Genomic DNA, 12805 nt, shown 5'->3' with positions numbered 1-12805 from the left:
AGCGGTTCGCTTCCGTGAAAAGTTGCGTGATAACCCCCCGCCACGCATAAATATCATCCCTAATGTCAAATCTCCGGAGCAGATTAGCGCACAGAGAAAGCGCTGTGACAGCCGCTTCGCTTAGCGCTAAGATAGCGCTCCTGAATACAATAAAACTAATCAATTACAGAGCAGAATGATGATCGCGTTTTTGACTGCGGGCTATTCGCGTGTACGTAATTTGCCCTTTAGCCTGAAGGGAGAGAGCGCAGAAAAGAAGCTGCGCTTTACGCTGCTGATTGCGGGTGTGGCCAGCACTACCTCAGGCATCTGTATGGCGCTGCTTAACGCTCATAGCCATTCGCCAGCAATACCGTCGCTCTACTATCTGGGCGCGGCGCTGGGTCTCTATATCTGCGCCGTTGCCTTTCACGGCAAACTGCAGCGGCATCTGGCGATCGTCACGCATGCGCTGCTGTTTATCATTACAGCTCTGCTGCTGCTGGACAATGACCATCCTGCCGTTAAACCCTCTGCCTGTAATTATCTGATCGCCCTGACCATTGGCTCGGCGCTCGTCCTGCGGCAGCAGCCGCGTTATCTCAGCAAAATATTTCCGCTAATCTGCCTCGCCTGTTACCTCATTTTTACCCTGACCGGCCTGAGCTGGCAGCAGGGATCGTTTCATTTTACGCTGCCAGCGGAAGCGAGTTTCTACATCGTTAACTCTATTGTGCCCGTGGTCTCTCTGCTGCTGACCGCGCTCACTTTCCGCGGCGATTACTCTGAAACCGATCTGATAAAGCGCGAGCTCTCTGCCGCTATCGGCCTGGATCAGCTCGAACTCTATTTTCAGCCGCAAGTAGATGCCGGTAAACATCTGATCGGATTTGAAGCTCTGCTGCGCTGGAAACATCCGGTTAAAGGATTTATTGCACCGGACGTTTTTATCCCGGTAGCGGAAAAGAGCGGCCTGATGATTGATATTGGCCGATGGGTTATGGAGAGAACGCTGCAGCATATGGCTGCCTGGGAGAATCTCCGGCACGCCGATAGCCTGGTGTTTTCTGTCAATATCAGTCCTCTGCAGCTAATGCATCGCGACTTTACCGCTGAAACCCTGCTGCTGCTCTCGCGTTACAGGATCCAGCCAGAGCGGCTTAAATTTGAGATCACCGAAAGCACCTTTATCTACGATCAGCAGCATATCAGCTCTGTTATCGCGCACTTCAGCCAGCTCGGCGTCAAATGGGCGATCGATGATTTTGGCGTCGGTTACTCCTCGCTGAAATCGCTCAGCGATTTTTCGATTGATGATATTAAAATTGATAAGTCACTGATTATGCATATTTTTGAAAATGAATCTGCCGCTATCGTGGTACATAAAACCATTGAGCTGACGCGCGAAATGGGGCTGAACGTGCTGGCTGAAGGCGTTGAAAGTGAAGAGATGTTTGACTATCTGCGCAGCCGGGGATGCCAGCTCTTTCAGGGCTATTACTTTGCCCGGCCTCTGCCAGCGGCAGAGGTGATAAGCTGGGTGAAAAAATATCAGGGTGACAAACGGGGCCGCAGCGCGACCCGTCTTTACTGATAGACAATTCCCGGCGGATTGATCTGCGACTGCGCTACCGCCTCATCCTGCTCTCCCCAGCGCGTCAGCACCTGCTGATACTGTCCGCTGGTAATGGCGTGATTGACCGCCTGCTGCAGCGCCGGAGCCAGCCCGTTACCCTTTTTGGTTGTAACTGCCACCCATGCCCGGTACGGTCCGTGGCCAACAACCGCTGTTTGCCCGCGCGACGCCGCTTTCCACGCCGCCACCGCCTGCGGACCAAAAGTGGCATCGGCGCGTCCGGACAACAGCGCAAGCGTGGCAGAGGCGTCATCATTAAGATAGACAGGCTGCACCGGCGCTAATCCCTCCTGCCGGTTTTTCGCATCCCAGCCCAGCAGGATCTTCTCCTGGTTAGTACCGGACCCGACAATGATGCGCCGGCCCGCGACATCCTGACGTCCGGTAATCGCAGAGATGGCACTCCCTTTCCGCACGGCAAAGGCGTGGTTGTCAGCCCGATAGGTGGCAAAGTCAAATTTGCGTTTACGCTCCTCGGTCACGGCGATATTAAACATGGCAACATCATAGCGGCCGGCGCTGATGCCGAGCGGCCACTCCTCCCACGAGGCGGGCACCAGCTTCAACTTAAGGCCCAGACTTTCAGCCAGCAATCGTGCCATATCGGGATCGCTGCCAATCAGCGTTTTGTTATCTGACGCCCACAATCCAATGGGTGGTGAGTTAGTGGCGCTGGTCGCGACCGTCAGAAAACCGGGGTGAACAAACGCAAAGTTTGCCGGAATTCTGGCAATCGCCTGCGGATCGGCGGCGATATGAATCGCCATTTCATTATTAGCCGCATCCAGCGCCGCGCCCTGTGCAGCTGAAAGCAGCAGGCCGGATGCCACCAGCGTCAGAACAAACCGCTTCATCACAGCACCCGCGCCAGAAAACGTCGGGTGCGCTCGTGGCGTGGCTGATTCAGCACCTGCACGCTGCTGCCCTGCTCAACCACGCGGCCGTCAACCATAAACACCACGTTGTCTGCCACTTCACGCGCAAAGCCAATCTCATGCGTCACAATCACCAGCGTGGTGCCGGAGCGCGCCAGCTTTTTAATGACATCCAGTACTTCACCCACCAGCTCCGGATCCAGTGCCGACGTCGGCTCATCAAACAGCATCACGCGCGGATTAAGCATCAGCGCACGCGCAATCGCGATACGCTGCTGCTGGCCACCCGAAAGATGGCGTGGCCAGGCGTCAGCTTTATGCCGCAGTCCCACCGTGTCCAGCAGCTCACCGGCGCGTTCGATGGCCGCGCGTCGCGTAAGCTGACGATGTGCGATCGGCGCTTCAATCAGGTTTTCCAGCACGGTAAGGTGCGGGAAAAGATTGAAATTCTGAAAAACGTAGCCGACGTTGACCCGCTGACGCAGTATCGCCCGCTCTTTAAGCTCATAGAGTTTATCGCCGCGGCGCTGATAACCGATATAGTCATCATCGATCTGAATAAAGCCCTCATCGACCCGCTCCAGGTGATTAATAGTGCGCAGCAGCGTTGATTTACCCGAACCGGAAGGCCCGAGAATAACCGTTACGGATCCCGGCGCCAGCGACAGCGAGACCGCGTCCAGCGCTTTGTGTTTACCAAACGACTTGCTGACGCCGGTAATGGTAACCGCCCCGGCAGCATAGGACGGGCGATAATCAATGGCTTCGGACATGAGAGCGCTCCTCAATAACAGCAGGGGTTGAATAACGATTACGCCACTGCCGCCAGCGCGATGGCTGCGGCTCGCGGGTTACGCTGCGCGCCAGCGAGCGTTCAACGCTGTGCTGTAGCAGCGACAGCACCGTAGTAATAATCAGATACCAGGCGGCGCCTACCATCAGCAGCGGGATCACCTGCTGAGTGCGGTTGTAGATCATCTGAATGGTGTAAAACAGCTCTGGCATCGCCAGCACGTAAACCATCGACGTGCCTTTTGCCAGGCTGATGATTTCATTGAAGGTGGTTGGAATGATCGCGCGCAATGCCTGCGGCAGAATGATGCGGAAGGTCCGGCGCGAAGAAGAAAGCCCCAGCGCTGATGCCGCCTCAAACTGCCCGTGATCCACGCCGAGGAATCCGCCGCGGATAATCTCTGCGCTATAGGCGCTCTGCACCAGCGTCAGGCCAATCACCGCGGCCGGAAACTGCCCCAGCACATTAATGGTCTGGAAGTGTCCCCACGACCAGGGCGTAAACGGGATCCCCAGCGATAACGTGTCATAGAGGTAGGAGAAGTTATAGAGAATGATCAGTACCACAATCAGCGGCAGCGAGCGGAACAGCCAGATATAGCCAAACGCCAGCGTGCTCAGCAGCCACGAGGAGGAGAGCCGGGCCAGCGCCAGCAGACCGCCGAAAATCAGACTCAGTACGGTGCCCGCCAGCGTCAGCAGCAGCGTCTGACCCAGCCCATTCAGGATCACCGGGTCAAAAAACCAGCGCGCAAACACCCCCCACTCCCAGCGCGGATTGAACGCGATGGAATCCACCACCGCCGCCAGAATAAACAGCGCCGCTACGGCGCCCAGGCTGCGCGCCGGATAGCGCGCCGGCACCACGGTCAGTTTTTGCGTCTCGCTCATTTTCAGCTCCTCAGCTCGCCTGCGCCGCAGCGTGGACATCAATTATCTTCAGAAAGCGCAGGCGGCCGTCGTGGGGTGGCCGGCCGTAGATCTCCATATCATCCAGCAGGGCAAACTGCGGCTGATAACCGTGGCCGATATAGAGGCGCACCGCCTCCGGCTGACGAAAACCGGTGGTCAGCCAGACACGCTGATAGCCGGCGCGCAGCGCACGACGCTCCAGCTCCTGCAGGATCAGTAGTGCCAGGCCCTGCCGGCGCAGATCGGCGCGCGTCCAGATCCGTTTCAGCTCCGCCGTCTGTGCGTCATAGCGCTTGTAGGCGCCCATGGCGATAATTTCGCCATCCCGCTCCAGTACAATAAACAGGCCTCCCTGCGCAGGCAGAAACCACTCATCCTGCTCCACCTCATTCTGGCTGCTGAAATAGTCGCCGTAGCGGGCAGCATATTCACCAAACAGGCCGGTAATAATCGGCTGCAGCTCTGCCGCTGCGGGTGAAACGTCACGAAAAAAATGCATATTGCCCCCTTAGTCGCCCAGGCCCGGTGGATTGATTTCCGAGCGGTCGAGCCGCTCAATGCCTTCGCCCCAGCGATTCAGCACCTTGTCGTAGTCGCCGTTTTGTATCACGCCGTTAAGCGCCGTATTGACTGGCTGCACCAGCCCGCTATCTTTTTTCACCGTCACCGCGATGTGCGCCGCTTTTGGCCAGCCGCCGTCCACGCTGCCCACCAGCCTGGTCTGCCCGTTAAGCGCCGCTTTCCAGGCGCCGATGACGTTGGGACCAAAGTAAGCATCCGCGCGTCCGGCCTGCAGTGACAGCGTCTGCGCTGCGTCATCTTTGGTATAAACCGGGATAAACGGCTTCAGGCCTTTTGCGCGGTTTTCCTGATCCCACGCCAGTAAGATCGCCTCCTGATTGGTCCCGGAGCCAACAATAATGCGCAGGCCGGCAATATCTTCTGCTTTGCTGAGCGAAACGATTGGGCTGCTCTTTTTCACATAAAAGCCCAGTGAGTCTTTGCGGTAGGTGGCAAAATCAAAACGCTCTTTGCGCGCCTTAGTGACGGTTACGTTGGTGATCGCCGCGTCATATTTGCCGGACGCCACGCCGAGCGGCCAGTCTTCCCAGGAGGTCGGCACGACGTTGAGCTTCAGGCCGAGGCTGTCCGCCACCAGACGCGCCATATCCACTTCGCTGCCGAGCAGCGTTTTGTTGTCGTCGCTGAACACCGTAAGCGGAGGGGAATTAAGGGCGGCCACCGCCACGGTAAACGCGCCAGGTACAGCAAACCGGTGTCCGGCCGGGATCTGCGCGATAGCCGCTGCATTTTTTGCGGTGTTAATGGGCGTCTTATTCGCCTCCACGCTGACCTGCTGCCCGTTAACGGCGACGTTTTCCGCCCCGGCTGCGCTGCTTAGCCCCAGTAACAGCAGCGCTATCAATGATTTTTTCTGCATAGCATTCATCCTGATCGTTATTATGATGTGAACTGATTTTCGGGGGTCTGCAGACCCAGACTGGCGCGCAGCGTGGTGCCCGGATAGTCGCGCCGGCTGAGCCCGCGCGCCTGCAATAGCGGGATAACCCGATCGACAAAGCGTTCAAACGTGTCGGGCGTCCCGCCCTGGATAATGAAACCGTCAGCGGCTTCCTGTTCAAACCAGTGCTGCAGGCCATCGGCGACCTGTTCTGGCGTACCGTGAAACAGCGGTCGCGGCGTGGCCGCTTCCAGCGCGGCCTGGCGCAGCGTCTGACCGCGCGCGCGGGCGTTGCGTTTTATTTCATCGGTGGTGCTGCGGAAGCTGTTCTGGCCGATATCACCCAGTTCGGGGAAAGGTTCATCCAGCGGGTAACGTGAGAAATCATGGTGGTCAAAGAACCGCCCCAGATAATTAAGCGCATCCGGCACTGAGACCAGCTGCGCGGTAGCCTGGTACTGCCGCTCAACATCTGCGGCATCGTCACCAACGATCACGCTGACGCCCTGAAAGATATGGAGGTCATCTGCGGCGCGTCCGTTTTCAACCAGCTGCTGTTTGACATCGCGCCAGAACGCCTGCGCCTCTTCCAGGGTCGCATGGTGGGTAAAAATCGCATCCGCATGGCGCGCGGCCAGCCGCCGTCCGTCGCCGGAGGCGCCCGCCTGAAAAATGATCGGTCGCCCCTGCGGCGTACGCTCAATATTCAGCGGCCCCTGCACCTGAAAGAAATCGCCGCGGTGATCGGGCGTATGCAGCTTTGCCGGATCGAAAAACTGACCGCTGCGCTTGTCGCGTATAAAGGCGCCCTCTTCCCAGGAATCCCACAGGCCTTTCACCACCTGCAAATACTCATCCGCAATCCGGTAACGCAGCGCGTGTTCCGGATGCTGCTGACGCGAGAAATTTTTCGCCGATCCTTCCAGCGGTGAGGTCACAACGTTCCAGCCGGCGCGACCGCCGCTGAGATGGTCAAGGCTGGCGAACTGCCGGGCGATGGTAAAAGGCTCGCTGTAAGAGGTTGAAACGGTGCCGACCAGGCCAAGATGCTCTGTGACAGCTGCCAGCGCTGAGAGCAGCGTCAGCGGTTCAAAGCGATTGAGGAAGTGCGGAATCGATTTTTCATTGATATAGAGACCGTCAGCGACAAACAGAAAATCGAGTTTGCCCGCTTCCGCCTTGCGCGCAATTTTTCTGGCATAGTCAAAACTGATGCTGGCGTCAGCCTGCGCAGCCGGATGCCGCCAGGCGGACATATTGCCTGACGCGCCGTGTAGCATCGTACCGAGACGTAATTCTCTTTTACTCATTATAAACTCCTGACAAAGCAGAGCCGTCGGCAGCGCAGAGGTTGCCGGGCGAAAAAGGTAAACGTTGTTATGCAGGCAGAATCAGATCGGTACCGGGCAACATCGCTCGCAGCGATGCCAGAATGCGCAGCAGATAAGAAAAGCGGAGCGGATCATTACGCTATCCTCAGGCCGCAACCAGTCGCGCGGTGGCCAGCAGCTCCAGGGATTTAAACCGGGCGGCTTCGTCAGCGAGTGGCGTATCGATAATAAATTCGTCAATGCCGTAGCGATGATGCATCGACTCCAGCTGAGCATGCACCTGTGCAGCCGTGCCCTTTAGCAGTGACGGCGTGCGCGGCTCTATCACGTAATCCGCGTATCCTCCCTGGCGAACGTAACGTTCAGCCTGTTCCAGACTGGCAACATTAACCGCCGGGCCATTTTTCACGCTGACGTGATAAAGACGCAGCGCATCAGTGAGCAATTCAGCCTCTGCCGGCGAATCCGCCACAACCACCTGAACCGCTACCAGCGCACGGTCGCCGCGGCTGCGGGCATGATAGTGCTGCAGAACGCGCGCCATCAGCTGCGGATCGCCGTTATGGTGCGCAGCGAAAACCAGCTGCCAGCCCAGCTCTGCGGCCAGCCCGGCGCTCGCTTCGCTGGCACCCAGCAGAAACCGGCTGGCAGGATGCGGTGGCTGTGGCGTGGCGCGCAGCGTCTCTTCGTCAGCGGAGGGAGATACGTTCAGCCAGTTATCGAGTAGCGCCAGCTGTTCAGCAAAACTGCCTTTTTCAGCCGGGTTAACCCCGAGCTGAAGCGCCCGCGTTGAAAGCGGCAAACCGCCGGGCGCTTTGCCCACGCCGAGATCGATGCGGTCCGGTGCCAGCGATGCCAGCAGATTAAAGTTCTCTGCAACTTTATAGGGGCTGTAGTGCTGCAGCATGACGCCGCCAGAGCCAATGCGTATGGTGCGCGTCTGCGCGGCGATCCAGGCGATAAGCAGCTCAGGTGACGGACTGGCCAGCTGCTCGCTGTTATGATGTTCTGCAACCCAGAAGCGCTTATAGCCCCAGCTCTCAGCCCGCTGCGCCAGTTTTAGCGAGCGCGCCAGCGCCTGTGTCGCATTTTCTCCTGCCGCAACCGGCGACTTATCGAGCACGCTTAATTGGTAAGACATACGCCCTGTCCTTGTCCTGATGAATATGGCGTTTAGTTTGCAGGCTATGATTCCGTTACGTAAAACATCATATTGTTAGTTCTATTGCTGTTTTGCGCATATCACCCGGCTAATCGGAACAGAAATAAAAAACTCCTGCAGCAGCAGCTGCAGGAGTCAGATTAAAAAAAGAATACCTGTCGGGTATAGATTAAGAGCGTTTAAGTGCGCCTGCTTTACTGCTATCAAATGAACCATGCGTATCTTTTGCGCCATAAATGGCAGAGAGCGCGCGGTTAAATTTATCCGGATCGTGATGCTGACGGATCCTGTTTACGGCTGCCGCGGAATAATCAGCCACGCGCGCCCGGTCTTCGAGTATCGCTTTAATATGCGCCTTGAGCTGCGACACAATTAATATGCGCAGCGCCATTTTCTCCGCCAGCGTATCCACATTTAGCTCAAACATATCGTTGAGCGGACAGTTGATCAGCCAGCCGCTCTGAGCCGGATTAATTTCCGGCAGCGCCCGGACGTTGGTGGTAATCACCGGACAGCCGCACGCCTGCATTTCCAGTACGGAGAAGCCATAGGTATCCTGCCAGGTTGGCAGCAATCCGACATGCGTTTCACGCAGCAGCTGCATCACCTCATCATTGGACAATGCGGTATGGTGGGTGAATACGGAGCGATCGGCTATCAGAGTTTCAATTTGATGATGGAAAGCGGCATCGTCCTGCCACTCGCGATGCGCAATATTATGCTGCTTTTTAATGTCGCCGATCAGGTTAACACCGATCTGGTCGGCTGATATCACACCCTCGTCCATCAGTTCGGAGAAAGCCATTACCACTTCGGCTCCGCCTTTGCGATAGAACTCATTACCAACAAAGGTGAAGATCATTTTATCGGCCGCTGGCGTGCGTCCGCCCTCATAGAGCACCGGCTGCGGCGGGTGCAGCACATGCAGTTTGTCGCTAATCGCTTCCCGCTCAATGGGAAAAGCGTCCAGCAGTTTCAGCTCAATCTTTCGCGTTGCCTCTGAGATAGCAATAATGCCGGCACATTCCGGTGCTGCAACATAGTGCATCAGCTTTTTTAACAGCGGATTAGCTGTTTTGACGACGCCCGGTACCGGCAATACCCGCGGCAGCTCGGTTTCAAAGGTTGACACCCAGCGCTCACGGCTGGTTGACACTTCATTAAAGAGATGAACGACCTTTTTTTCGTTACCGGCTGACCACAGCGGAGCGGAAAATATAAACAACTTATTACGTTTAAGAATTTTCCCACGGAACGCATTAATATACGTCCAGATATTTCTGGAGTGAAAATCGATATACGTTTTCTTAACATCAGTAACAATATTTCTTTTTTCGGGATATCCCTTGCCGCTAATGATGATTTTCATTTTAGACTCCGGCCATAAACTTTAAGCACTACAAACCCGGCATTCAAAAAGTTAAAAATTGCAGATCGCCTGACGAGTATAATGCTTTATTAGCCTTCATATTTTTTATTCGGATTATTCCCCGAAAAGCATTTCAGCATGTTATTTTATATTAATTATCTTTACGGCAGATATTAAAATAACCACAATGACTGATAGCTTGCTAATTAAATATCCCTTTCAGAATGCATAGCGGACATTATCAATCAATTAAAATTAACGATCATTAAATCATCTTTTGATTAGCACTGATAACATTAGCCCGCCTGGCATAATCTGATACCAGACAGAGATTTAATCCTTAATGACGGGCCGGAAAAAGTAAGTGAGATGGATATTGCTTTTATTTATCATACTTTTAAACGTGGCCGCGCCTTTCAGGCCTGATTCATCACAGGAAGCATTTGCATGCGACTGCCTGTGATACAGGCAAAAGAGGCGAATCAATGCATAACCGCGTTAAACAGTAAGGTGCGTGACTTTGTCCGGAGCCTAAAAGATCCATGCAGCCTGGTTGCGCTTTAGCATAAGGGGAAGCGGAGTGCGATGGACATAAACCATTAGCCGGCTGAAGAGAAGAGGCGCGTTCAGCACGCGCCTGCCGGGATCAGAAGCGGTAACTCGCCGTTACCGAGTAGCTGCGCGGTTCGCCATACACGATGCCGCTGCTGCCCACATTCTCGTCATACTCTTTATCAAACAGGTTTTTCAGGTTGGCCTGCAGGGAGAGATTTTTTGTCACGTCGTAGCGGGCAAACAGGTCCACCAGCGCATAACTTCCCTGACGCACACGCCAGGTTCCGTTACCCTCAGGTCCGCCGATATCTTTCCAGGTCTTTGACTGCCAGTTAACGCCGCCGCCCAACGTCAGTTTATCGAACTGAGGCAGGCGATAGTGCGTAAAGAGATTGAAAGAGGTACGGGGCAGCTGGGAGTTATAGGCCTCACCCTTGCTGTCTTTTGCTATGTAGGTCGTACCGCCAAACGTCATCTGCCAGTTATCCGTCAGCGCACCGTTGATCTCAAATTCAACGCCGCGGCTGACAACGCCATCGGTGGTTTCATAAATAGCGCTTCCGCTCTCGCTGTAACGCCCGGTATCAACCGGCGCATTATCCAGCTCGGTTCGGAACAGAGAGATCGTGGTGGTCAGACGGCTATCAAACCAGTCCGATTTAACCCCGGTCTCATAGTTTTTACCGACAACTGGCGTCAGGAAACTGCCGCTGGCATCCAGATTATCCTGCGGCTGAAAGACCGAGGTATAGCTGGCAAACGCTGACCAGGCGTCATTGATGTCCCAGATAAGCCCGCCATACGGCGTGGTATTGTTCTCTTCCAGTTCAGAGGTAATGCCCTGACGGTTCCAGTTGGTATATCGCGCCCCGACAATCAGATGCAGCGGATCGGCGAGCGTCAGGCGCGTAGCCATATAGACCGATTTCTGCCGCACCAGCTGGCTGTCCGTGGCAGGTTCGCGCGGCGACCAGTCAGGCTCCGGATAGTTGCCGTTGAAGTCGTTGAAGTTACCCAGTTCAGCAGAGGAGATGTTGGTCCAGGCGCTGTAATATTTATTGTCCTGACGACTGTAGTTAACCCCCAGCATCAGCTGATGCTGGCGTCCCAGCAGCTCATAAGGGCCGCTGGCAAAGGCATCTACCGCATCCACTTTGCGCTTGCCGGTGTTATAACCAGTTCCGCCGATGACCGGATAATTCGCGTAGGCAGAGCTGCCTGCGCCGGTCACCTTATTGAAATAGCCGTCGAGATAGATCTGCTTACTGTCCAGCAGCATTTCGTTATGCGTGCCGTTGAGCGTAATGTTCCAGCCGTTATCAAAATTCTGCTGCAGATTGACGAAAACCTTGCGGTTCTCTTTATCATTGTAAGCCCACTCCGGCGCGGTATTATAGCCGCGACGCAGATGCGTCTGGCTGCCATCGGTATACCAGCGCGGCGCTCCACCCCACATTGGCGAATCGGTATCGACCTGCGTAAATTCGTAGCCCGCGGAAAGCGTGGTGCTCTCAGTCAGATCGGCGTCTATCACGCCATAAATGAATTTTTTCTCAAAGCCGTAGCGCTCAATAAAGCTGTTTTTATCTTCATAGCCAGCCACAACGCGCCCGCGCACGTTACCCTCAGGGGTGAGTGGCGCAGAGAGATCGGCAACATAGCGCTGTTTATTCCAGCTGCCGTAGCTCGCTTCCAGCGATCCGGTGGGGGTTTTACTGTCAGCGTGCTTACGTACCATATTTATCGACGCAGAAGGATTACCCGGTCCGGTGAGTAATCCGGTCGCGCCGCGCACCACCTCGACACGCTCATAAAGCGCCATGTCGGTCTGGGCATCACCCAGGTTCCAGCGCGATGCAAACGCAGTCGGGATCCCGTCTACCATATAGTTGTCAATGAGAAAGCCGCGCGAGTAGTAACTGGTACGATCCATATCCGCTGAAACACCCCTGATACCGGTAGTGTCGGACAGAACATCATTCAGCGACTGCAGCTGCTGATCGGCCATACGCTGTTTACTGATAAGCGATACCGACTGGGGAATATCGCGCGCCGTCAGCGCCATTTTTGTCCCTGCGCGCGTTACCGGTATGCTGTAATCCCGATCGTTCTGATTTTCCACGTCAGACGCGCTGGTTTCCACCATCAGAGTCTGTTCCGCCGCCTGTGCGACACCGGCTGCAATCAGCATCGCCAGCAATGACATTTTCAGCGCGGGTTGTGCCGTTGCAGCCGCAGCCCGGACGCGCATCGGTTTAAAAGACATAGCCATCCTTAATTCTCATTTTGATTATCTGTCAGCGCACCCTGCTGGTCACCTGGAGCAGGCATAGCTAAGAAAGCAAATGAGAAATATACTCATTTAGATTACTATTGCAAGAAAATGTTACGGCTTCAGACACCCGTTAATTCGATAAAAAAACCATATTTTTCATTTTGATGCGATGCGGGTTGGGGGCGGAATGTAACCAGGGCGGCATAAATGCCGCCCCTACAAATGCCCCGTAGGGGTCGCATTAATGCGACCCTGGCGTATTTATGCGACCCTGGGGTTAGGTGCGGAACGTGACCAGGGCGGCATGAATGCCGCCCCTACAGATGCCCCGTAGGGGTCGCATTAATGCGACCCTGGCGTATTTATGCGACCCTGGGGTCAGGTGCGGAACGTGACCAGGGCGGCATGAATGCCGCCCCTACAGATGCCCCGTAGGGGTCGCATTAATGCGACCCTG

At 55.4% G+C, this 12805-nt stretch carries 8 protein-coding genes and 1 pseudogene; 1 reads left to right on the top strand and 8 read right to left on the bottom strand.

Annotated elements, in window-relative coordinates:
• Positions 1–175 precede the first annotated feature (175 nt).
• The gene (locus AC2CF9_RS05585) at positions 176–1573 is read left to right on the top strand and encodes a putative bifunctional diguanylate cyclase/phosphodiesterase (protein WP_484556452.1); all 1398 of its coding nucleotides are present in this window, start codon (positions 176–178) and stop codon (positions 1571–1573) included.
• Here the strand turns inward: AC2CF9_RS05585 and AC2CF9_RS05580 are convergent.
• The 8 genes and pseudogenes from AC2CF9_RS05580 to fhuE all read right to left on the bottom strand — a co-directional run bounded on the left by AC2CF9_RS05580 (position 1567) and on the right by fhuE (position 12339).
• Complete coding sequence (locus tag AC2CF9_RS05580; RefSeq protein WP_484556451.1) at positions 1567–2469, bottom strand: ABC transporter substrate-binding protein; 903 nt, start codon at positions 2467–2469, stop codon at positions 1567–1569. The two genes, AC2CF9_RS05585 and AC2CF9_RS05580, sit on opposite strands and share 7 nt — an antisense overlap.
• Positions 2469–3263, bottom strand: a complete 795-nt coding sequence (locus AC2CF9_RS05575) for an amino acid ABC transporter ATP-binding protein (RefSeq protein ID WP_040113455.1) — start codon at positions 3261–3263, stop codon at positions 2469–2471. The genes AC2CF9_RS05580 and AC2CF9_RS05575 overlap by 1 nt, the downstream gene beginning before the upstream one ends.
• Entirely contained in the window at positions 3247–4173 is a 927-nt protein-coding gene (locus AC2CF9_RS05570) for an amino acid ABC transporter permease (protein WP_150016646.1), read from the bottom strand. Before AC2CF9_RS05570 ends, AC2CF9_RS05575 begins: the two co-directional genes overlap by 17 nt.
• A 10-nt stretch (positions 4174–4183) precedes the next feature.
• Entirely contained in the window at positions 4184–4693 is a 510-nt protein-coding gene (locus AC2CF9_RS05565) for a GNAT family N-acetyltransferase (RefSeq protein ID WP_150016647.1), read from the bottom strand.
• A 9-nt stretch (positions 4694–4702) separates the two neighbouring features.
• Positions 4703–6966, bottom strand: a pseudogene (locus AC2CF9_RS05560) (NtaA/DmoA family FMN-dependent monooxygenase).
• 166 nt (positions 6967–7132) lie between these two features.
• Positions 7133–8128: an MsnO8 family LLM class oxidoreductase gene (locus AC2CF9_RS05555; RefSeq protein WP_484556450.1), complete on the bottom strand. Its 996-nt coding sequence runs from the start codon at positions 8126–8128 to the stop codon at positions 7133–7135.
• A gap of 190 nt (positions 8129–8318) precedes the next feature.
• A complete protein-coding gene (locus AC2CF9_RS05550; RefSeq protein WP_484556449.1) occupies positions 8319–9281 on the bottom strand; it encodes a glycosyltransferase family 4 protein in 963 nt (320 codons plus the stop codon).
• Positions 9282–10164: 883 nt separating this feature from the next.
• Positions 10165–12339, bottom strand: a complete 2175-nt coding sequence (gene fhuE, locus AC2CF9_RS05545) for a ferric-rhodotorulic acid/ferric-coprogen receptor FhuE (protein WP_484556448.1) — start codon at positions 12337–12339, stop codon at positions 10165–10167.
• Between the last annotated feature and the right edge of the window lie 466 nt (positions 12340–12805).

The organism is Pantoea sp. SYBGC1 (assembly GCF_057197005.1).
The sequence above is the reverse complement of the archived record's forward strand: the minus strand, read 5'-3'. Positions and strand labels throughout refer to the sequence as shown.